This window comes from Lacipirellula limnantheis (assembly GCF_007746075.1).
Classification (GTDB): Bacteria; Planctomycetota; Planctomycetia; order Pirellulales; family Lacipirellulaceae; genus Lacipirellula; species Lacipirellula limnantheis.
The window spans coordinates 1,593,401-1,613,843 of sequence record NZ_CP036339.1 but is presented as its reverse complement, the minus strand read 5'-3'; the positions used below and the strand labels follow the sequence as shown (position 1 = coordinate 1,613,843).

Genomic DNA, 20,443 nt, shown 5'->3' with positions numbered 1-20,443 from the left:
ACGCAAAGGCGCAAAGACGCAAAGGAAAGACAAAAGCAATCACGCATTTCTTTGCGCCTTCGCGCCTTTGCGTGAAATCCTAATGCCTATTTTTTAAGACTGTTGGATGGTTTAGAGGCCGAAGGAAACTAGTCCTTCGCCGGTTCGACCATCTCGGCCCGCTTCATTTGGGCCTGTTGCACCGACTGCTGAACCTTCCCCTGGGCGATCGCATCGGCCAGGATCTTCACGATCAGCTCGATCGACCGCATGCTGTCGTCGTTGCCGGGGATCGGCAAGTCGACCAGGTCGGGGTCGCAGTCGGTGTCGATCAGGGCCACCGTGGCGATGCCCAGCTTGCGGGCTTCCTTGATCGCGTTCTTCTCCTTACGCGGGTCGACGACGACCATGCACTCCGGCAGGCGGGTCATCGTGCGCATGCCGTTGAGGTTGTGGTGAATCTTGCGGTACTCGCGCGTGAGCGTCGACTGCATCTTCTTCGAGTAGGTCTTGATATCCTCGCCGTTGAGGGTCTTTTCAAGTTCCTCAAGGCGGCCGAGCCGATCGCGAATGGTGCGGAAGTTCGTCAGCGTGCCGCCCAACCAGCGGTCAGCGACGTAAGGCATGCCGCAACGCTCGGCTTCGCGTTGAATCGTCTCGCGAGCCTGACGCTTCGTCCCGACGAACAGGATGAGGCTGCCGTGCGAGGCGACGTCCGACAGGTACTTCTTGGCTCGCAGCAGACCGCGGATCGTTTCGCGGACGTCGATGATGTGAATCAGATTGCGGCGGGCGTAAATGTACGGCCGCATCTTCGGGTTCCAACGGCTCGATCGATGGCCGAAATGGACGCCCGACTCTACCAACTCTTTGACGAGGGTCGTCGACACAGTGCAAACTCCTGACAGTGGCACGCCGGCTATGTCCCATGAGTGCGACCGTCAAAGCGTTCGCGGGCGTCCGGCGTTGGCAAGGAAACGTTCTCGGCCTCGTCTATGATCCACCCTTCCCGAGGCCGCGCGAGCAAAGTGGAGCCCTGTAATTTAGCGGCCGCCCGGCAGATCGTCCAGGTAGGCTGAGTCCTTAGCCGCCGGTCAACGAGCGGCCGGAGAGGGATAAATGGCCAGATATACGCAGGGCGATTTACTTACCCGCCTCACGGCCCAAGAAATTCACTATATCCCTTTCTCTATTGACGGCCAAAGCCCGGAAAACCTCGGCGGCAACGCCTTCCGGCTCTCGCAGAAGGCCCAAGACAATGTGCTCCGTCTCAACGGATGAAGGCCCTAACGAGCGGGCTTCCTGAAGCGCGTATTCGACCAGGTTCTTAGCGGTCGCGGTCATGGGCAACTTGCCCCGCCCGTCTTGGTACGGCCCCTTCTCTCCCAACGGTTCTATTTCAGTGCGGACGGACTGAACATTGATCCCGTGAGCGTTAAGGACATGCACTGCCGTCCCCGCCCCTTCTTTAAGCACTCCCAGCAAAATGTGATGGGTGTCGATTCGGCTCTTTTTGCCAAAACTTAGAGCCTCTTCATTGGCACGTTGAAAAACCTCGCGTGCTCGCTCAGTGAACAATTCGTAGGTCATCCAGATTCCCTCACAGAAGGAACATGCGCTGAACATTACGCCCCGATTGCCTTTAGTCCCGCCAAAAAGGCCTCATGCAGCGGCCCGTTCGTCACCAACACCCCGCGATTGGTCGCCAACGTCCGCCCATGCGAAAAGTCGAGCGGCTTGCCGTCGAGGTCGCTCACCCGGCCCCCAGCCTCTTCGACCACGATCGACCCGGCGGCCTGATCCCATACCTTTTCCCGATAGTCGGGCCGGCTTGGGGATAGGAGCCGCAAGATCACGTCGCCGCCGCCCGCGGCGAGCACGGCATACTTGGCTTGGCTGTCCATCGGCACGGGGTCGGCCCGCACGCCGAGCTTCGTCGCCAGGTCGCCAATGCTGTCGGCGTCGGTATGCGATTTCTCCACCGACCGCAGCAGGCGAGCTCCCGCCGGGTCGCCCGACGTCGAGGCCGTCAGCCGCGTCCACTTCCCGTTCGGTTCGGCAAGCGATTGAACCCACGCCCCTTCTCCTCGCGCCGCCAGCAGGATCGATCCAGCCCCGCCCTTCGCAGGCCGAACTCCTCCTTCGAGTTCCGGACACCCAAGCGCCCCCAAGACGACCTTGCCGTTTTCGACCAGCGCCAGCGCGACGGCGTACTGATCATGACGCAGAAACCCCTTCGTCCCGTCGACCGGATCGAGCGTCCAATAAGTCGCCGGCGCTTCGTTCGAGCCGCGGTCGATCCAGTCGCAGACGCTTTCGGCGGTAGCGCTCGGTTCGACCGTTTGCACAAAGCGGGTAATCTGCTCGAGCGTCGAGCGAGACGCCGCATCCTTCAGGCCCCCGGCGCTCTCTTCCCCCACCAGGACCGCGTCGGGGAAGCGTGCCGCGAGCCGGTGCGCCACGACCGCCTGAGCGGCAAAGTCGGCGACCGTCACCGGCGACTTGTCATCCTTGGTGATCGCGTCGCCGATCATCTCCCGCTGCACGCGACGAACCAAGATCGAAGCCTCGCGCACCGCCTCGATGGCAAAGCGCGCGGCAGGGGTATCAAAGAATGGGGACACGACCTACTCCATGAATGAAAACAAAAAAGGAGTCAGGAATCAGGGCCCAGGCCTCAGGAAAAATCCTGCCGCCTGACTCCTGACGCCTGACTCCTCCCCAAAAACTACCCCGCTAGGATTCGAACCTAGAATGAGGGAATCAAAATCCCTAGTGTTACCATTACACTACGGGGTAACGCCTCTAAGCCGCTAATTTACCGATTGCCGCCGCGCTCCGCTACCGCGTTGAGTGCACATAAACGCCACCGGCTCCGCCTGTAGACTTATCACGGTAGATGCGGCGCCGGCGGCCGCTCGACCAACGGCAGGGCCATGGGCTCTTTTACGCCCCCTCCGCCCGCAATCTACTCGCCACGGCGAACGAAACCTGTTCCAGTTCGCGAGCCAGGTCGACTCCGACCTGACTTACTCCTTCAGGCAGGGCGAGCGATACGGGCGCAAAGTTCACGATCCCGCGCACCCCTGCCGCCACGAGGACGTCGGCCACCGCCTGGGCGAATCCCGCCGGCACGGCCACCATGCCGAGGTCGATGGCTCCTCGAGCCACGATCTGGCCAATTTCCTCGATCGACCTAATCTCGACCCCCTCAACGCGGTCACCCACTTTCGCCGGGTCCGAATCGAACGCCGCCGCGACGCGGAAACCTTGCGATTCGAAACCCTTGTAGCCCAGCAAGGCGCGCCCCAGGTTGCCGACGCCCACGAGGGCCACGGTCCAAACCCGATCAGTCCCCAAGATTCGGCGGATCTCGCTAATCAGTTCGTCGCACCGGTAGCCAACTCCCGGATGGCCGAACGCGCCGAAGTGAGCCAAATCCTTGCGCACTTGTGCGTCGCTGAACCCAAGGCGCTCGCCCAACTGGCTGCTGCTGGTCGTCTGAATGCCTTCAGCAACCAAATGTTGCAGTTCGCGCAAGTACAGGCTGAGCCGATTGACCACCGCGGCGGGAACGGAGCCCGCTTCCGAACGAGAATTCGGCGGCTTCGACGAGCTCATGCCTGGCGGCTCACGGCAGGGAGGAAGGACTTCGCTTGAGGGGTGGCGAACTCGAAATAAGCGGGCCGCCCCTAGGCAACTCACTCTAGACCAACCGTCGCATGCCAGCAAGCGAAGTGCGTCCGCTCTCGCGGGCGGATCGTCAACCCTGCCAACGACTTGCGACTTAGCCAAATCCCGCTCGCGCCTATTTGGCGATCCAGCGCGTCGCCAGTGGACTGGAGCACCCCTACGACGCCTACCGGCGCCGCAGGGATGCAACTTGAGCTGACCGTCTTGCTCCGCGCCAGCCGGAACGCTTCGCGCATCCGCACAACGCGCCGTCGAGTTTTCGGACAGCGCAAGGTCATCCAGGCAGGTGGTATCGATTGGATGGCCTGCGTGACCTGCGTGTCGTGCGAAACTCGCGTGATCTGGCTAAGGAGCGAAGGCTGTAACTTCCGAATCTATTGGGGACGGGAAATCGTTCCGTCTTGACCAGACCGTCTAGTTTCACACATGAGTCTCTGTCGACTCACAGGTAAGGAGGCAAAGGAATGAGAGCGAAATTGCGTGAGACGACGCTCGCAGTCTTCGCCTTAGCTCTGCTGGCATCGCCGGCGTGGGCGGGGTACTGCGGCGTTGCTCGCTACAACGGGGTTGTCCCGTGTAGCCATCAACAAGACTGCCACACTGTTTATAAAACAGTGCGGTGCAAAGTCTACGAACAAAAAGAGATCACTTGCACGCGGACGGTCTACGACCGGGTCTGTGAAGACAAGGTGATCAACGTCACTCGGATGGTTCCCGAGACGTGCCAGAAAGAGGTCTGCTACACGGTCTGCAAGCCGGTGTACGAGACCAAGACTCGCTGCTACACCGTCTGCAAGCCGGTGTGGGAAACGAAGACGCGTTGCTACACGGTCTGCAAGCCAGTGTGGGAAACGCATTCGAAGGAAGTCTGCTACACGGTCTGCAAGCCGGTGTGGGAGACGAAGACCCGTTGCTACACCGTGTGCAAGCCAGTCTGGGAAACCAAGACCCGCTGCTACACCGTGTGCAAGCCAGTCTGGGAAACCAAGACTCGCTGCTACACCGTGTGCAAGCCAGTCTGGGAAACCAAGACTCGCTGCTACACCGTGTGCAAGCCGGTCTGGGAAACGCACCAGAAGGAAGTTTGCTACACCGTCTGCAAGCCGGTTTGGGAAACCAAGACCCGCTGCTACACCGTGTGCAAGCCAGTCTGGGAAACCAAGACTCGCTGCTACACGGTCTGCAAGCCAGTGTGGGAAACCCGTCAGCGTGAAGTGCAGTACCAGGTCGCGGTGAAGGTTCCCTACACCAAGACGATCATGGTGAAGAGCGGCAACTGGCAGACCCAGACGTACGAAGTCCAGCGTCCGGTCTGCAAGAAGACGGTCGCCAGCGTCGGAACGTTCGAGTGGGACGCTTGCCTCTGCAAGTGCGTCTACAAGCCCGGTCCGTGCGTGACGCTGACCTGCCAAGGCCCGCCGATCAAGTGCTGCAAGCGCGTTTGGGTTCCTTGCTGCATCGAGAAGACGATCAACTGCTGCAAGACGGTCTGCGAATGCCGCACCCGCACCGAGTGCTACAAGGTCTGCACGATGGTCCCCGAGACCAAGACCTGCGAGTACAAGGTTTGCCACATGGTTCCGGAAACCCGCACTTGCAACTACCAAGTCTGCAAGATGGTCCCCGAGCAACGCTCGAAGACCGTCTGCTACAAGGTCTGCAAGATGGTTGCCGAGACGAAGACCTGCAATTACCAGGTCTGCAAGATGGTGCCGGAACAGCGGACCTGCGAGTACAAGGTCTGCCACATGGTGCCTGAGCAACGGACCTGCGAGTACAAGGTCTGCAAGATGGTTCCGGAAACCCGCACTTGCAACTACCAAGTCTGCAAGATGGTCCCCGAGCAACACTCGAAGACCGTCTGCTACAAGGTCTGCAAGATGGTTCCGGAACAACGGACCTGCGAATACAAGGTCTGCCACATGGTTCCCGAGCAGAAGACCTGCACCTACCAAGTTTGCAAGATGGTCCCCGAGCAACGCTCGAAGACCGTCTGCTACACGGTGTGCAAGCCGGTCTGCGAGCAGAAGACGATTAAGGTCATGAAGTGCGTCCCCCGCACCGAGTGCTACACCAAGACGATCTGCTGCCCGAAGATCATCTGCAAGCAAGTTCCGGTCTGCGTCGCCTGCGAGCCGAGCTGCGGTTGTGCTGAAGAGCCGACCTGCGGCGTGGCCGACAGCTGCTGCAACTGAGCTGAGTAATGGAAGACTCAGAGGGGAAACCCTGAGTCGATAGATGAGGCTTGGTCAAGACGGTTCGGGGCGGCCCGATTCGCAACTGCGAGTCGGGCCGCCTTTTTTGTTGCGCCCGTGGTAGTAGAATTAGGAAACGATTCGCCATCTCATCTCTTCCAGCGAGCCGGGGCGTCCCGCCCCCGCCGCCTCGGCATCGCCGCCCATCACGGCCTATTGCTCGACAAGCCGACCATCGGCTGCGCGATGTCCCGCCTCATCGGTACGCATGACGAACCCGCGGACGAAGCCGGCAGCTACACCAACCTTGAGATAAGCACGAACTCATCGGCGCCGCGCTCCGCACCCGCGACCGCGTCAATCCGCTCCACATTTTCCGTCGGCCATAAGATCAACCTGCCGACGGCGCTCGACCTCGTGCTCGAAGCTTGCCGCGGCTATCGCTTGCGGGAGCCGACTCGGATGGCGCACTACGCGCCGAAGTGACGCGCGACCCTGGTCCAACGCCTCAGTTCCAATTACTACCACGCCGACTACCCTGCGACGACGAAGGCTCGTGAGAGGGGCATTTGTCGCTATCTGTCGCGTGATCGATTTTTGGCGACAGAAAGCGAAATCCCTTAGAATCAATGGGGTTAGAGTCACGACACCGGGCGACAAATGTCGCGACACAATTCGATTGGACGCTCATTGTCCAGGAACCGGCAAACCCTGGCCACTCTCGCCCAACAGTCGAGTCCCGTAAGCATTCACAAGAGCCTTTAAGTCTGAATGTGCACCATGATGATGCCGGATCCAACAGTCAGCGACAGCTGGACAGCGCACCGGTAGCCTGAAGCAGGCGAATATGAACATCAGTCCACTATACAAAACTGCGCGGCGAAAAGCAATCCGGAAGATGAACGATTTCGAACGGACTGCCGCGCCTGGCGGATATTGAGACTCTCCCGGCCGCGCCGCCGCCGCCTTGACGCTCCCCAACCTCAGGGCTAGCTTGTAGGGCTTGTTTTCACTCGGCGGAATCCCCTAGCAAAGCGGGCCCGTCGCTGAAAACTCAACGTCGCCCCTGGGGGGATGACGACACCGAACATTCCGCCGTGCCGAATTCGCCCGCAGCCACAACGGTTGCCGCACCGACGCCCGTCGCGCCTCGGCATTCGATTCAACGTTTCATCGAAACTCACAAGGTAACTCACAACGATGGCAAAGACCGCTGGCGCCACCAAGATGGCCTACTACTTCGGCAAGACCAAGACCGAAGGGAAGAGCAACCAGAAGCAACTCCTCGGCGGCAAAGGCGCCAACCTCGCCGACATGACCAGCATTGGCCTGCCGGTCCCTCCGGGCTTCACGATCACCACGGAAGTCTGCGACCTCTACTACAAGCACAAGCAGAAGCTGCCGCCCGGTCTCATGGACGAGGTTCGCAAGAACGTCGCCATTCTCGAAAAGGAAACCGGCAAGAAGTTCGGCGACTCGAAGTTGCCGCTGCTGGTCTCCGTCCGTTCCGGCGCCGCGGCGTCGATGCCGGGCATGATGAACACGATCCTCAACCTCGGTCTCAACGACGAAGCGGTCGTCGGTCTGGCCAACGCGACGCAGAATGAGCGGTTCGCTTACGACTCTTACCGTCGCCTGATCAACATGTTCGGCGACGTCGTTTCGGGCGTCGATCACGAGCATTTTGAAGTCGCCTTTGCCAAGATCAAGTCGAAGTACAAGGCCAAGCTCGACAATGAAGTCCCGCTCGAGGGGATGATCGAGCTCTGCGACGAGTACAAGAAGGTCTACCAACACCACTACGGCAAGCCCTTCCCGCAAGATCCGCTCGAGCAACTCGAAGCCTCCGTCGAGGCGGTCTTCAAGAGCTGGATGCAGCCCCGCGCCGTGAAGTATCGCCAGGTCGAGAACATCACCGGCCTGCTCGGCACGGCCGTCAACGTGCAGTCGATGGTCTTCGGCAACATGGGCGATGACTGCGGCACGGGCGTCGCGTTCACCCGCAATCCGTCGACCGGCGAGAACAAGTTCTATGGCGAATTCCTCGTGAACGCCCAGGGCGAAGACGTCGTCGCCGGCATCCGCACCCCGCTGCCAGTCGCCGAAATGCCCAAGTGGAACAAGGCCATCCACAAGCGATTGCTAGAGATCAAGGACCTGCTCGAGTCGCACTACAAAGACGTGCAGGACATCGAGTTCACCATCGAGCGCGGCGTCCTGTACATGCTGCAGACGCGCAACGGCAAGCGGACCGGCGCCGCCGCCGTGAAGATCGCCTGCGACATGGTCAAGGAAAAGCTGATTGACGAGAAGACCGCCGTGCAGCGCATCCCGGCCGGCGATCTCACCCAGTTACTGCTGCCCAGCTTCACCCCCGCCGCCAAGGCGACGGCCAAGAAGGATGGCAAGCTCCTGACCGTCGGCCTTCCCGCCTCGCCCGGCGCCGCCGTCGGCAAGCTCGCCTTTACCGCGTCGGAAGCGGTGGAGCGGACTCACGCCGGCGAGAAGGTATTGCTCGTCCGCAAGGAAACGAACCCTGAAGATATCGACGGCATGCATCTCGCAGCCGGCATCCTCACCAGCACCGGCGGCATGACCAGCCACGCGGCGGTCGTCGCCCGCGGCTGGGGTCGTTGCTGCGTCGCCGGCGCCGGCGACGTCCAGATTGACGAAAAGGCCCGCAAGATCAAGGTTGGCGGCAAGACCTTCACCCACAACGACGTGCTGTCGATCGACGGCTCAACTGGCGAAGTGATGCTCGGCGAGATCGCCACGCAAGAGCCCAAGCTCTCGGGCGACTTCGCCACCGTGATGGGCTGGGCCGATAAGTACCGCACCCTCAAGGTCCGCACGAACGCCGACACCCCGGCTGACGCGAAGCGAGCTCGCGAGTTCGGCGCCGAAGGCATCGGCCTCTGCCGCACCGAGCACATGTTCTTCGAAGGCGATCGCATCGTCGCCATGCGGGCGATGATTCTGGCCGACAACCTCGCCGACCGAAAGAAGGCGCTCAAGAACCTGCTTCCGCTGCAGCGGAAGGACTTTATCGGCCTCTTCACCGCGATGAAGGGCTTGCCGGTCACGATCCGCTTGCTGGATCCGCCGCTGCACGAATTCCTGCCGCACGACGCCAAGGCCCAAGGCGAACTCGCCAAGGAACTGAACGTTTCGCCGGCCTTCGTGAAGAACCGCGTCGCCCAGCTGCACGAGCAGAACCCGATGCTCGGCCACCGCGGTTGCCGCCTCGCGGTCACCTATCCGGAGATCCTGGAAACCCAGGTCACCGCGATCGTTGAAGCCGCCATCGCCTGCGTCGAGAAGAAGATCGACGCCCAGGTCGAGATCATGATTCCGCTGGTGGGCACGGCCGCTGAGCTGAAGATGCTCCGCGACCAGACGCAAGCCGTGATCGACGCGGTGAAGGAAGCCAAGAAGTTCACCGGCAAGCTGAATATCCTCATTGGCACGATGATCGAAATTCCGCGGGCCGCGCTGACCGCCGACCAAATCGGCGAGCAGGCCGACTTCTTCAGCTTCGGCACGAACGACCTGACGCAGATGACGTTCGGCTTCAGCCGCGACGACATCAACACGTTCCTGCCCGACTACATCAACAACGAGTTGTTGGCGCAGGATCCGTTCCAATCGCTCGACGTCACGGGCGTCGGTCAGTTGGTCGAGATGGGCGTCAACAAGGGTCGCTCGGTCAAGAAGGGCCTGAAGTGCGGCATCTGCGGCGAGCATGGCGGCGACCCCGCCTCGATCAAGTTCTGCCACACGGTCGGGCTTGATTACGTCTCGTGCAGCCCGTTCCGCGTGCCGATCGCGCGACTTGCCGCGGCCCAAGCGGCGCTGGCTGCGGGTAAGTAGACGGGCTGATCCGCTTAGCGGATTGGACGCAAAAGTAAAAAACGCCGGCCGGAACGAATTGTTCCCGCCGGCGTTTCTATTTTGGCTATGTGTTGCCTTTTCAGCCCCTGGCTCCGCCAGGGAGTCGGCCACCATACCGGTAAGCGTTGTCCGGCGCTGTTCTACCCCTGGCGGAGCCAGGGGTAGAAGACATGGACAGGCTCCGTTGCGGCGGTTAGCCGGCCTTGCGCGTCCGTTGCTCCGAAGAATCTTCGTCTTCGAGTTCGTCTTGCGCCGCATGAATTCGAATCGCGACTTTCGGCGGGCTGCGCCGTTCCTGGACGAAGCCGCGTTTGCCGCCGCGATAAAACTCCGCAAATTCCGCGGCAGGTCCGCTGGGATAGGCGGCTGCCAGCGCAGCGACCATTTCGTCGAAGAGCAGCCCCTGGCGGTGGATCAAGCGGTACGCAGCCTTCAAGTCGTCCATCTCTTCGCGGGTCATGCCCGATCGCCGCAGGCCGACCTTGTTCAAGCCGACGATCATCGCCGACTCGCCGTCAGTCATGACGAACGGCGGCACGTCCTGCACGACCTTCGCGCAGGCGCCGATCATCGCGAGCCGACCGATGCGACAGAACTGGTGAACTGCCGCGGCGCCGCCGAGCACGGCCCGGTCGCCGACCTGGACGTGCCCGCCCAGTAAAACGTTGTTCGTAATGATCACCCGGTTGCCGACGCGAACGTCGTGCGCCGCATGGCTGCCGACCATCATCAGGCAATCGCTGCCGATTCGCGTTTCACCCTCGCCGATCATCGCCCGGTGAATGGTGACATTCTCGCGAATGACGGTCCGTTCGCCGACGACCACGCGGCCTGGGTGTTCCGGCGGGCTGATATGCTGCGGCAGCCCGCCAAGCACGGCCCCCTCGCCGACGATGACGTCGCGGCCGAGCACCGTGTGTGATTTGATCGTCGTTCGCCCCGCGAGCTTGCACCCTTGCCCGATGACCGCATCGGCTTCCACGATCGAAAAGGGGCCGATCTCGACGCTCGAATGGACGACGGCGCGAGGACTAACGACGGCAGTGGGATGAATCATCGTGGCGGGTCCTCACAACTGACCGAAGGCGTTGACGTGACGTCGGCGACGTGGCGGCGAAAGCGGGGCGGCAGTTCGTCGGGCGCCGGCGCAGCGAGTTCGGCAGGGAACTTCGCCGCTGCCGCTTCTATCGGTCGTTCCGATTGTGTGGGCTTAGCGTTTGACCAGCAAATCGTCGTTGCTAGCGAAAGGGCGCCGCGGTTTCGTGCCACGGGCAAGATGCACTCTCCTTCCCCCTCATGGGGGGTTTACCGCTCGTAAGTACTTGAGCTGCAACACCCTAGCTAGGACGCCCCCTGTCCTCCGCGCAACGTTTCGCAGTACAATGAATGCCGCAAGTCGAGACTAGCTTTGCGGCGACTTCGTATGTTGTTGCGGGCAACCGCATATTTGCTCACTCCCCCAGCGGCGTTCCATCATGTCCGAAGTAGTAAAACTTTACGACGAAGCCGACAAACTCAAGGCCGAAGGCAAGCTCGAGGAGGCGGTCGCTAAACTTGAGCAAGCGGTTGCTGCGGACGACTCCTACGCGCTAGCCCACTCCGCCTTGGCGGTGGTGCTGCAGCGCCTGGGCCGGCATGAGGAAGCGATCCAGCACGCCGTGCGCGTGACCGAGCTCGAACCGGGAGACCCGTTCAGCTTTACCGCCCTCAGCGTGACCTATCAGCGGGCCTACGCCGGCACGAACGAAATGGGCTACATTCGTCTCGCCGAAGAGGCGATGGAACGGAGCCGCATGATGGGGCAACATCGGCACTAGCGCCAGCAGCTGCACAGTAGCCGCCGGTCAACGACCGGCCGGAGCGGCACAAAGGCGCTACCCGCATTCATCCTTCAGTATCAGCGATCGCCGCTCCGGCGGGTCGTTGACCCGCGGCTGCGTTAGCTCCGCGCCGGCGCCGCTCCATTTTCTTCCGCCTTGACGCGATCACTGCTCGCGGGCTTCTCGGGTTCCTCGCCCGCCAACCGCGCCAGGCTCTCAGGGATGTCGACCCCGCCGATGTCGCGCATCACCTGCATCATCGGCGGCAGCGTCCCGGCCATCTTGTGCAGGAAGTCGGCCGTGCTCGAGCGGCCGTTGGCCCCGCCGCCGTTCTCCCACACGACGATTTTGTCGAATTTGATGTTGCTAATCGCCTTGGCGCTCGACTCCGCGAGCTTGTCGAGGTGCTCGAGCATCATCAGTTGGAACGCCTCCTTGGCCCCGCCGCAGGCCTCGACGATCTGCTTCAGGCCCTCGCCCTTCTTGGCGAGGATTTCATACTGGCCGCGGGCCTCGGCTTCGAGCTTCGCGTAAATCGCGGCCGCCTCGCCCTCGGCTTCGAGGCGACGCTTATCCGCTTCGGCCGCGGCGTCGACGAGGATCCGCGCCTTTTGGGCCTTGGCCGGCGCTTCGAGCTTCGCCCGCTCCTCGGCCTCGACCCGCTCGGCATTGGCAATGGCCGCCTTCGCCATCGCCCGGTGCTGAGCCTCGGCCACGGCCGCCTCGGCTTCACGCTTGCGAACTTCGCCCTTCTGGTACGCTTCGGCCTTCTGCACGAGCAGCGTCGCCTGCGATGCGGCGACCTTGGCTTCGGCCACGTTTTCGCCGTCGACCGCCTTGGCATTCGCCTCCGCGACCGAAATACGCATCTGCTGCTCGGCTTCCTTTACTTGCGTATCGCGTTGGAAGGCCGCGGTTTGCTCGCCGATGGTCTGTTCCTTCACCAGTTCAGCCAACCGCACGGCCTGCTCCCGTTGCGCTTCGCGGGTGCCGATTTCCTTGAGCTTGGTGGCGCTGGCAACCTGGATCGCCTTCTCGCGATCGGCGTCGGCGACGCGCACCTCGCCGAGCTTTTCCTGATCCGCCACGTCGCCGCGGGCCTGCTGAATCGCCTGCGACGCCGCTTTCTTGCCGATCGCGTCGATGTAGCCGCTCTCGTCGGTGATGTCGGTGATGTTGACGTTGATCAGCACGAGGCCGATCTTCTTGAGTTCCGGCTCGACCGAGTTCTGAATGTGCTCCAGGAACGTATCACGATTGCGGTTGATGTCCTCGATCCCCATCGAGGCGATCACCTGCCGCAGCTGGCCGAAGATAATTTCCTCGGCCTGCTTGCGCACGTCTTGCACGCTGAGGTCGAGCAACCGGATGGCCGCGTTCGTCATCACGTCGGGCTGCGTGCCGATGGCGACGGTGAAGACGCTCGGCACGTTGACGCGAATATTCTCGACCGACAACGCGCCGCGCAGCGGGATTTCGATCTGGATTGGCTCCAGGCTGAGGTAGCGGTAGTCCTGGATGAGGGGGACGACGAACGCCGCCCCGCCGTGCACGGTCTTCGCCGCCTGGCCCTGCAAGGTCTTACCAAAGATCACCAAGACTTGGTTACTGGAGCAGCGTTTGTAGTTGGTCTTCAGCAAAATGACCATGCCGAGCATGCCCATCACCGTCAGAACGGCGGCACTCGCCGCGATAACGGGGATGGAAGGCATCTCAAAGGCCAGTAGCAACATTTGGGACATATCAGGAACCTCAACCTAAACGTAGACGGTTATCGTTTTACGATGTTAAGCGATGCGAAGGGCCGAATCCTATGCGTGCGCAGGCTCTACCGCGCGACGTACATGGAGCGTGTCGCTGCCCGCGACCGCGATGACTTCTACCGTCGACCCCGTCGGCAATCGTTCGGCTTCGTCTGTAACTGCCAGAAACTCTACGATGCGGTTTTGCATCGAAAGCTGGACTTTCCCTGCCCCGGCGTTTTCGGCCGGAATTGGGATATAGACCGTTCCGCGGCGTCCCACCGCGTTGCCAATGCGCTCATTCCCCGACGATGCCAGGCCGGCGACGGTCCGCATCGACCAGTACATTCCGTACATTGCGGCAAATCCTCCCCCGAGGGCCAGAATCAGCGCGACGGGCCGAGCCAACTCCATCCGCAACGCTGCCATCCCAGCCAGCCCGAAGAAGGCTAGAGCGGCCACCAAGGTCCGGAAAGTCACCACCCCGAATAGCCAACTGCTGTCAGGATGCAATTGTCCATCGGCCGCAGTCGCGACAGACGTGTGGTGATCGCCCGACACGTCGCCGTCCGCCGTCGAAACGTCTCCGTCAAACCCATGGCCGGCGTGGACGTCGGCCAAGTCCCCGACGGCGTCGCCATGATCGCTGAGCCCTAGGACGGTCAGCCCGAACTGAAACACCATCACGGTGCCGCCAACGACCGCCGCGAGAATAAACAGCAACTCCAACATCGCGACCTCCATCGCCAAATCACCGCACGCCCTGGGTAACGGCCGCGGTCGCGCATCGCCCATCAGGGCGATCGCGAGTCATGCCGAGATTTGCCGCCTGCGGGTGAACCCTGCGTGCGGCAGATCTCGGGACGACTGCGAGGAACGCGATTCCTTGAGGGCCTATTCGCCAAGCTCGGCCGGCTCTTGGCGGAATTCCCGGCCCCGGAGAAAAGTATAGCTTACCGGCCTCTTTTGACGCAAAAGCGTCCCGTCGCGCCGTCGGTACGGTCAATCCAGCCGTAGCCGCCGCAAGTTCCGCCGACTCCGACCGCACCGCGTCAACCAAGCTTTTTCAGGGCCGCTTGGGCAGATTCGATGAGCCCCTTCGTCTCCGCCAACTTGTCGCGCTGCTGCTGCACCACGTCGGCGGGGGCCCGACTCACAAAGCTTTCGTTGTTTAGCTTCGCTTCCATTGATTTGGCGAACCCCTGCAACTGCTCGATCTGTTTGGCCAGCCGCTTCTTCTCAGCCTCGACGTCGATGAACCGGCTGACGTCGAGATGGACCTCGATCGGCCCCCGCGCGCCGGACACTTGGCTCGACGCCGCCGTCTCGGGCGCCGTTGCTTTGGGGCCCCAAGCGAGGGACGTCGCCTTGGCCATTTGCAGAAAGTAGGGCGCCATCGGCTCAAGCAGCTTGGCGGTCGCCTCGTCGCAACGGACGGTGAACTCGACTGCTTCGCGCGGGGCGATGTTCTGTCCCATCCGCAACTCGCGCACGGCGCCAAGCACCGCCTGGAAATCGGCGAACTGCGTTTCAATAGTCGCATCAATCCGCGACTTGTCGGCCACCGGCCAATCAGCGATGCACACCGATTCCGCCGGCGAGCCGGCGGGCGTCAGCCACCGGTCCGGCGCCACCTGCCCCAACAACTGCCACACCTCTTCGGCCAAGAACGGAACCATCGGATGCAGCAACCGCAACAGCGCATCCAGCACATGCGCCAGCACCCGCTGCGCGACCGCTTTATCACTTTGGGAGGCGTCTCCGACGCCGATTCCGGTCTGGTTACCGATGCGAGCCGTCTCGGAGTTGGAGACTCCTCCCACAGTACCACCGCCAAACCGAGCCTTCGTCATTTCCACGTAGTAATCGCAGAAGTCATTCCAGGCGAACGCATACAGTAGCCGCGCCGCGTCAGCGAAGCGATAAGTCTCAATCGCCTCGGTCACTTCGCCGGTGACGGTCGCTAAGCGGGACAATAGCCAGCGGTCTTCGAGCGTGAGGTCGAGCGCGCCGGGGTCGGGACGACCCGGCTCGCTCTGGGATTTTGCGTAGTCGCTGAGGTTCATCAGCGAGAACCGCGACGCATTCCAGAGCTTATTGCAGAAGCGGCGGCCGAGTTCGAAGCGGTCGCTGACCACGGCGCCGCGCGGTAGGACTTGGTCCTCGGGCGTGCCGTGCGATTCGGCCCACTGCGTGCGGAAGGGCTGGCCGCACTTGTCGCACTCGATTCGCACGAGAGTGCGGTTCTTTTTCGTCTGCGCGATGAGCGCCTGGCAGTGGGGGCATTCGAACTCCACCGGCATCCGCACGTCTTGCGTTTCGGTGGCGAGGTACGCCAGCCCGAACCGCAGGGCGTCGGCGCCGAACTTCTCCACCACGTCGAGCGGGTCGACGCCGTTCCCCTTCGACTTCGACATTGTCTCGCCGTAGCCGTCGAGAATCTTGGGGTGAATGTAGACGCTGGAGAACGGGACCTCGCCCATGTTGTAGAGGCCAGTGAGGACCATCCGCGCGACCCAGAGGGTGATGATGTCGCGGCTAGTGACCAGCGCGGTCGTCGGGTAGAAGGCTTTGAGTTCGGGCGTTTCGTCGGGCCAGCCGAGGGTGGAGTGGGGCCAGAGGGCGGAGGAGAACCAGGTGTCGAGGACGTCGGTTTCTTGCTTGAACCACTTGCTTGATTCGAGAAGATTGATCAGTTCCTGATTCTGTTCATTACGCACACAAACGTAGTAAACACTTTCGCTCCCTTGTACGACTTTAATTGCTGCATCGTCGCTATTTACGAAGGCCTCAATCTTCTTCAGCTCCTCGCCGGCTTCCGAAAAATACTTTGCCTTCCTATCATCCGCTTCTTTAGGATCTTTGATCTCAACAAGCGCTCGAACCTGGGACATATCGAGCGACCACACCGGAATTCGATGCCCCCACCAAAGTTGTCGTCCGACGGGCCAATCTCGCTTTTCACTTAACCAGTCGAGGTAAGTTTTTGCGTACCGCTCGGGTACGATTTTAACCCGTCCATCAATAACGGCATCCATTGCCGATTGTGCCAAACCTGGCTCAGTAGTTTCGATGATTCTGGTTGCCTTGCCCTCCTCTTGAACTCTCTTGTGTCGAACATGTTCCCCCATCATGACGAACCACTGGTCAGCTAGGAACGGCTCGATCGGGGTCTTCGAGCGATCGCTGAATGGCATTTCAATTTCACGATCTTCACAATCCGTCTCCGGATTGAAGAATCCCTTGGCTTCCAAGTCATGAAGTACCTGAGTCCGCGCCTGCTTCATTGACATGCCGCGATATTCCGATGGTACGCTGTCATTTAGAGTGCCATCGGGGTTCATGATGTTTCGGATTTCGATCATGTGGCTTCTTTGCCACACGCCGTAGTCGTTCTCGTCGTGGGCCGGCGTGATCTTCACGCAGCCCGAGCCGAGCTCCGGCTTCGCCCATTCGTCGGCGATGAGCGGAATCTGGCGGCCGGTGAGGGGGAGTTCGAGCATGACGCCTCGCTTCGCCATATCGCGGAGCGTTTCGAGATGCGGGAGCATCTTGGCGCGGCGTTCGAGGAGGAGGTCGGCTTGTTCGTTGAGGGGGCCGCGCTCCTTGTCGGTCGCGGCTAACATTTTTTCGCGGAGTTCGGCTTGGATTTTGTCGAACGCCGCCGCTGGGTCGGGGTGCACCGCCACCGCCGTGTCGCCGAGCATCGTCTCAGGGCGCGTCGTGGCGATCGTGACGAACTCCGGCTCGCCCTTTTTCCACTTCGCGTCCTTCACCACCGGGTACTTGAAGTGCCAGAAGTGGCCCTTCACCGGTTCCTTGAAAACTTCGTCGTCGCTGACGGCGGTCTGGAGATAGGTATCCCAATTGACGAGCCGTTTGCCGCGGTAGATTTTTCCATCCTTGAACAGATTGAAGAACGTCTCGCGGACGGCCCGCGCGCAGGTCTCGTCGAGCGTGAACCGCAGCCGCTCCCAATCGCAGCTGCAACCGATCTGCTTCAGCTGGCCGATGATTCGCTTTTCGTACTGGGCTTTCCACTCCCAGATTTTTTCGATGAGTCCTTCGCGGCCGAGATCGTGCCGCGAGAGCTTTTGCTCTTCGAGCAGCCGCCGCTCGACGACCGCCTGCGTGGCGATCCCCGCATGGTCGGTCCCCGGCATCCAAAGGGCGTTGAACCCCTGCATCCGCTTCATGCGAATGAGGATGTCTTGCAGCGTGTTGTTCAGCGCGTGGCCGAGGTGGAGGGCGCCCGTGACGTTCGGCGGCGGGATGACGATCGTGTAGGGCGGTTTGACGTTGCCGGCGGCGTCCTTGGCGCCTGGCTCGGCGTGGAAGTAGCCGCGCTCTTCCCAGACCTTGTACCAACGCCGCTGGGCGCCTTCGTGGTCGTACTGGGAGGGGAGCTCGCCGGCGGCGGAGAGGAAATCGTCGCTCATAGTCTGTAGCAGTTTCTTCGGTATTTCTTTGCGTCTTCGCGCCTTTGCGTGAGATTTGATGTAGAAGATTCTCACGCAAAGGCGCAAAGGCGCAAAGGGGGAAACGCCAGGCCGGAAATGGCGGCAGAAGGGCCTAAACCAGCGTCAGGCCGGGGACATGCTGGAAATGGACGTCCCGCGTGTCGAGCGCGAGGCCGTGCTGCAGGGCTTGCGCGGCGATCCACATATCGTTGGTCGGGATGGGGGTGCCCTGGCGACGGAGCGAATGGAATACCCGAGCATAAAACTCCGGCGTCTGCTCGTCCAACAACAAGATGGAGGTATTCGATCGTTGCAGGGTTCGTTCGAACTCGCGTTCGTTCTCTCGGCTTCGCGAACCGCCCGCAAAGCCAGTTCGCAATTCACCGACAACAATCACGGAAAGATAGAGCCATTCAGCGGCCTCCATCCGCGCGACGACCGATGGCTCGCCACGCGCCATGTCCGCGTAGCGATTGGCGCCGAAAAGTAGCTTCACTTCCACAGTTCCGGATCAATACGACGCTGCTCTGCCAAGATTGCGTCGAACTCTGGATCTTCTACCCAAGTCCCAGCGATGTCTGACAAGTCGCGATACTTCTTCGGCTGGGAGGCTCCATTGCCATCTGTGTCTTGCTTCACAACCGGTTGCTTGATTTCCTCAACAATGCCGAGGCTTGATTGGAGAACCTCCAGCGCAACGCGATCGACGCTCTTCCCTTCTGTCGAGGCCCGAATCACCAAAGCCTGGTCCAATGGCAGCGGAATATTTTGCAGCGTGATTTCCATGTCTCAATTCTACTCCAAGAGATGTGAATCAGCCAAACCGGAAAGCCACTGCTCGAATTCCCTGCATCAATGAAGGCCCTTCCTCTCCCTATTCCGCATTCAGCATTCAGCATTCTGCGATTACTTCCCGCCGCCGTCGTCTTTGCACAGCTTGTACTCAATGCTGTCGACCAAAGCGCCCCAGCTGGCTTCAATAACGTTCTCATGGACGCCGACGGTCGTCCAGCTGTCTTCCTCATCCTGGCTCTCGATGATGACTCGCACGCGAGCCGCGGTGCCCGCCTCGCCGTTGATGACGCGAACTTTGTAATCACTGAGGTGCATCGTCGCCACGCTCGGGAACCGCTTCACCAGCGCGCCGCGCAGCGCCGCATCGAGGGCGTTCACGGGGCCGTCCCCTTCAGCAACTTCCAGGAAAACGTCGTCGCCGATGGTTAGCTTCACGGTCGCTTCCGTAACCGTCTGATCTTCACGGCTACTCACCGAGACGCGGTAGCGATCGAGATTGAAGTGGGGATGGAAGTCACCCGCCAGTTGCCGCACCAACAGTTCGAACGACGCCTCGGCCGCCTCGTACTGAAAGCCCCGATTCTCGCGATCGACGATCTCGTCGAGCACGCGCGTCATCAGGTCCTTGTCCTGGGCCAGATTGTGCTTCGTCGCCAGGGCGATGATGTTCGATCGCCCCGACAGTTCGCTCACCAGGATGCGGCGTTCGTTGCCGACGGCGGCCGGATCGATATGCTCGTAGCTGTGGGCCGCCTTCGCCACGGCATGGACGTGCATTCCTCCCTTGTGGGCGAACGCGCTCGCCCCGACGAACGGCTGACCGTTGCGGAAGTTCATGTTGGCCACTTCGTAGACGTAGCGCGACAGCTCGGTGAGGTGCTGCACGTCGTCCCCGGCGAGCACCTCGTACCCCTTCTTCTTGAGGGCCAGGTTGCCGATCACCGAGATGAGGTCGACATTGCCGCAGCGCTCGCCCAGTCCGTTGATCGTCCCTTGCACCTGAATGGCGCCGGCGTCGACCGCGGCCAACGAGTTGGCAACCGCCAGCTCGCAATCGTTGTGGCAGTGAATTCCCAGCGGCGCGTTCACCGTGACCGACGCTTCTTTGGTGATCCGCTCGATCTCCTCCGGCAGCGTGCCGCCGTTGGTGTCGCACATGACCACCAGCGAGGCGCCCGCTTTTGCCGCGGCGCGAATCGTCTCCGCGGCGTACTTTGGGTTCGACTTCCACGAGTCAAAGAAATGCTCGGCGTCGTAGATGACCTGCCGCCCTTGCGAGACGAGATAGGCGACCGTGTCGCTGATCATCGCGAGATTCTCTTCGAGCGAAACTCCGAGGATTTCCGTCGCGTGAAAGTCGCTCGACTTGCCGACGATCGTCACCGCCGGCGTCTGCGCATCGAGCAAACACTTCATGCCCGGATCGTCGGCCGGTTTCATCCCGCGACGTCGCGTCATGCCGAAGGCGCACAGCTTCGACCGCTTCAGCGGCTCGGCCGCCAACCGCTGGAAGAACTCGGCATCCTTGGGGTTCGACAGCGGGTAGCCCCCTTCGATGTAGTCGAACCCGAGTTCGTCGAGCCGCCGCGCGATGAGGATCTTGTCCTCGAGCGAAAAGCTCACCCCCTCGCCCTGGGCCCCGTCGCGTAGCGTCGTGTCGTAGATTTGGATTTGCATCGAATAGCTTTCTGGTTCTCTCAGCCCCGGGCTCTGCCCGGGGGTCGCGTCGCCTGATCGTTAGGCCGGCAGTCTCGTTTGGCAATTCACCCCCCGGGCGGAGCCCGGGGCTACAAAACAAAAAAACCCCGAGGCCTTTCGGCCTCAGGGTTTGTGCGATCTCAAGCGTGAGTCATCAACCCCTAAGGCCG

Annotated in this window: 15 protein-coding genes and 1 tRNA gene; 4 read left to right on the top strand and 12 right to left on the bottom strand. The window is 61.4% G+C overall.

The features are described 5' to 3' along the window. Nucleotides 1–128: 128 nt before the first annotated feature. From rpsB to I41_RS06165, 5 genes are all read right to left on the bottom strand, one after another. Entirely contained in the window at nucleotides 129–869 is a 741-nt protein-coding gene (gene rpsB / locus I41_RS06185) for a 30S ribosomal protein S2 (protein ID WP_145431718.1), read from the bottom strand. Between the two features lie 253 nt (nucleotides 870–1,122). Next, entirely contained in the window at nucleotides 1,123–1,569 is a 447-nt protein-coding gene (locus I41_RS06180; protein WP_168206727.1) for a Clp protease N-terminal domain-containing protein, read from the bottom strand. A gap of 35 nt (nucleotides 1,570–1,604) precedes the next feature. Beyond that, nucleotides 1,605–2,603, bottom strand: a complete 999-nt coding sequence (locus I41_RS06175) for a 3'(2'),5'-bisphosphate nucleotidase (RefSeq protein ID WP_145431716.1) — start codon at nucleotides 2,601–2,603, stop codon at nucleotides 1,605–1,607. 104 nt (nucleotides 2,604–2,707) lie between these two features. After that, nucleotides 2,708–2,778 (bottom strand) — tRNA-Gln (locus tag I41_RS06170). A gap of 147 nt (nucleotides 2,779–2,925) precedes the next feature. Further along, nucleotides 2,926–3,600: a redox-sensing transcriptional repressor Rex gene (locus I41_RS06165; protein ID WP_145431715.1), complete on the bottom strand. Its 675-nt coding sequence runs from the start codon at nucleotides 3,598–3,600 to the stop codon at nucleotides 2,926–2,928. A 536-nt stretch (nucleotides 3,601–4,136) separates the two neighbouring features. Here I41_RS06165 and I41_RS06160 point away from each other — a divergent pair. The 3 genes from I41_RS06160 (at nucleotide 4,137) to ppdK (ending at nucleotide 9,737) form a co-directional block, all read left to right on the top strand. Continuing rightward, nucleotides 4,137–5,867: a hypothetical protein gene (locus I41_RS06160; protein WP_145431714.1), complete on the top strand. Its 1,731-nt coding sequence runs from the start codon at nucleotides 4,137–4,139 to the stop codon at nucleotides 5,865–5,867. 117 nt (nucleotides 5,868–5,984) lie between these two features. After that, a complete protein-coding gene (locus tag I41_RS06155; RefSeq protein ID WP_168206726.1) occupies nucleotides 5,985–6,353 on the top strand; it encodes an endonuclease V in 369 nt (122 codons plus the stop codon). Between the two features lie 714 nt (nucleotides 6,354–7,067). Then, nucleotides 7,068–9,737, top strand: a complete 2,670-nt coding sequence (gene ppdK, locus I41_RS06150; RefSeq protein ID WP_145431712.1) for a pyruvate, phosphate dikinase — start codon at nucleotides 7,068–7,070, stop codon at nucleotides 9,735–9,737. A gap of 214 nt (nucleotides 9,738–9,951) precedes the next feature. On the opposite strand, the gene lpxA is transcribed toward ppdK, so the two are convergent. Further along, nucleotides 9,952–10,815 (bottom strand): acyl-ACP--UDP-N-acetylglucosamine O-acyltransferase, encoded by an 864-nt coding sequence (lpxA, locus tag I41_RS06145; protein ID WP_145431711.1) that lies wholly within the window; start codon nucleotides 10,813–10,815, stop codon nucleotides 9,952–9,954. Between the two features lie 418 nt (nucleotides 10,816–11,233). Between lpxA and I41_RS06140 the strand changes: the two genes are divergently transcribed. After that, the gene (locus I41_RS06140) at nucleotides 11,234–11,575 is read left to right on the top strand and encodes a tetratricopeptide repeat protein (RefSeq protein WP_145431710.1); all 342 of its coding nucleotides are present in this window, start codon (nucleotides 11,234–11,236) and stop codon (nucleotides 11,573–11,575) included. A 122-nt stretch (nucleotides 11,576–11,697) separates the two neighbouring features. Here I41_RS06140 and I41_RS06135 read toward each other — a convergent pair whose 3' ends face one another. The 6 genes from I41_RS06135 to cimA form a co-directional block, all read right to left on the bottom strand. After that, on the bottom strand, nucleotides 11,698–13,320 hold the full coding sequence (locus I41_RS06135) for a flotillin family protein (protein ID WP_145431709.1): 1,623 nt from the start codon (nucleotides 13,318–13,320) through the stop codon (nucleotides 11,698–11,700). A gap of 69 nt (nucleotides 13,321–13,389) precedes the next feature. Next, nucleotides 13,390–14,052 (bottom strand): hypothetical protein, encoded by a 663-nt coding sequence (locus tag I41_RS06130; RefSeq protein ID WP_145431708.1) that lies wholly within the window; start codon nucleotides 14,050–14,052, stop codon nucleotides 13,390–13,392. Between the two features lie 320 nt (nucleotides 14,053–14,372). After that, nucleotides 14,373–17,759 (bottom strand): valine--tRNA ligase, encoded by a 3,387-nt coding sequence (locus I41_RS06125; RefSeq protein WP_145431707.1) that lies wholly within the window; start codon nucleotides 17,757–17,759, stop codon nucleotides 14,373–14,375. Nucleotides 17,760–17,892: 133 nt separating this feature from the next. Next, nucleotides 17,893–18,276: a type II toxin-antitoxin system VapC family toxin gene (locus tag I41_RS06120; RefSeq protein WP_210421120.1), complete on the bottom strand. Its 384-nt coding sequence runs from the start codon at nucleotides 18,274–18,276 to the stop codon at nucleotides 17,893–17,895. Then, nucleotides 18,273–18,566: a hypothetical protein gene (locus I41_RS06115; protein WP_145431706.1), complete on the bottom strand. Its 294-nt coding sequence runs from the start codon at nucleotides 18,564–18,566 to the stop codon at nucleotides 18,273–18,275. The genes I41_RS06120 and I41_RS06115 overlap by 4 nt, the downstream gene beginning before the upstream one ends. Before the next feature lie 120 nt (nucleotides 18,567–18,686). Further along, nucleotides 18,687–20,252 (bottom strand): citramalate synthase, encoded by a 1,566-nt coding sequence (cimA, locus tag I41_RS06110; protein ID WP_145431705.1) that lies wholly within the window; start codon nucleotides 20,250–20,252, stop codon nucleotides 18,687–18,689. Nucleotides 20,253–20,443: the final 191 nt, after the last annotated feature.

Excerpts from the sequence above, each read along its gene's own strand:
- I41_RS06180 (WP_168206727.1), bottom strand. The coding sequence starts at position 1,569 with ATGACCTACGAATTGTTCACTGAGCGAGCACGCGAGGTTTTTCAACGT.
- I41_RS06165 (WP_145431715.1), bottom strand. The coding sequence starts at position 3,600 with ATGAGCTCGTCGAAGCCGCCGAATTCTCGTTCGGAAGCGGGCTCCGTT.
- I41_RS06160 (WP_145431714.1), top strand. The coding sequence starts at position 4,137 with ATGAGAGCGAAATTGCGTGAGACGACGCTCGCAGTCTTCGCCTTAGCT.
- ppdK (WP_145431712.1), top strand. The coding sequence starts at position 7,068 with ATGGCAAAGACCGCTGGCGCCACCAAGATGGCCTACTACTTCGGCAAG.
- lpxA (WP_145431711.1), bottom strand. The coding sequence starts at position 10,815 with ATGATTCATCCCACTGCCGTCGTTAGTCCTCGCGCCGTCGTCCATTCG.
- I41_RS06140 (WP_145431710.1), top strand. The coding sequence starts at position 11,234 with ATGTCCGAAGTAGTAAAACTTTACGACGAAGCCGACAAACTCAAGGCC.
- I41_RS06135 (WP_145431709.1), bottom strand. The coding sequence starts at position 13,320 with ATGTCCCAAATGTTGCTACTGGCCTTTGAGATGCCTTCCATCCCCGTT.
- I41_RS06130 (WP_145431708.1), bottom strand. The coding sequence starts at position 14,052 with ATGTTGGAGTTGCTGTTTATTCTCGCGGCGGTCGTTGGCGGCACCGTG.
- I41_RS06125 (WP_145431707.1), bottom strand. The coding sequence starts at position 17,759 with ATGAGCGACGATTTCCTCTCCGCCGCCGGCGAGCTCCCCTCCCAGTAC.
- I41_RS06115 (WP_145431706.1), bottom strand. The coding sequence starts at position 18,566 with ATGGAAATCACGCTGCAAAATATTCCGCTGCCATTGGACCAGGCTTTG.
- cimA (WP_145431705.1), bottom strand. The coding sequence starts at position 20,252 with ATGCAAATCCAAATCTACGACACGACGCTACGCGACGGGGCCCAGGGC.